The 1,033-nt window shown below is 53.7% G+C and carries 1 pseudogene; it reads right to left on the reverse strand.

What is annotated here, in order from left to right:
• Positions 1-524: 524 nt before the first annotated feature.
• Positions 525-938, reverse strand: a pseudogene (locus tag RF637_RS13805) (type ISP restriction/modification enzyme); the annotation flags it as partial.
• Between the last annotated feature and the right edge of the window lie 95 nt (positions 939-1,033).

Here is a 1,033-nt window from a genome sequence, read left to right on the forward strand (position 1 = left end):
TCGAGCACCAGCTCATGAACCCCGCGGCAGAAGCCGCATAACTCGATGTCCACGAAACGGGGTCAACCCCAGCCATCCATGACGGGGGTAGGAGGTGTCATGCTCCTGGCCGCTATAGATTCCGCCCGACCACCCGGCACATTCCATTCTGGGTAATAAAAACATCATGTGATCGACGAGGATTAACATCGATGGCCCCTCGGCCGGCCACCGGCCACGACCGATTTCCGGAGATGACGGACAAGCAGAGGCACGATGAGACAGCACCGCTGAGGCGGGACAGCAAAAAAGCTGTCCCGCCTCAGCTGCAGCCGCATCAGCCGAAGCCGTACCTCTGGCAGTGATACGGCAGGAACGAATGATGTCCAAATCTGAATGAAAAAGCACGACCGCATGTTCATCGATTGCGGTCGTATCCCCATCAACGTTCACGCCGTCCAGTCATAGGCGGAGATGCCCTGAAACACGACACAGACCATGTCGATACGTGCCCAAACCAATCGCCCCTGCGGGTCAAAAAAATGTCACCTCTCGAAAAGTGTTCCTTCTGTGGACTTTATCGGCTTCCGATCATTATCATTTAACGGCCATCTAACGCCATCTCCCTGGAGCTCCTGAGCACTAACAAGATCGCCCGCCAAAATATCATCCAGCAGGCCAAGCATCTCGTCTTCAAGATTTACCAATTGGACAAGAATACCAAGCAAGTTTGTCAACTCATTTGACCATTCTTGATCCCAGTGGGTAGCGTTAATTTCATCCAGAGGCGACTTATATAGCTTGTCAGGCCGGGCCATTCGATAGTCAAGCCAAGAATCCAATATTTTTGTGCCACCGACTGTGTACTGAGCCGCCTCGACAGGTATGTCATCCCATCGGCCAGCCCCCACATGAAGAGACTGTGATTCTTCTGAATAACGCCATTCAGCGGGCATGGTGCTCCCAACAGATACAGCATAAGTGGCTCTTCAGAGTTGAGTGTGGGCGCGCCGGTGGTGCGGGGTAGCTGGGGATAGACGTCGAGGTCCTCGAT

This window comes from Kocuria sp. CPCC 204721 (assembly GCF_040980945.1).
Classification (GTDB): Bacteria; Actinomycetota; Actinomycetes; order Actinomycetales; family Micrococcaceae; genus Kocuria; species Kocuria marina.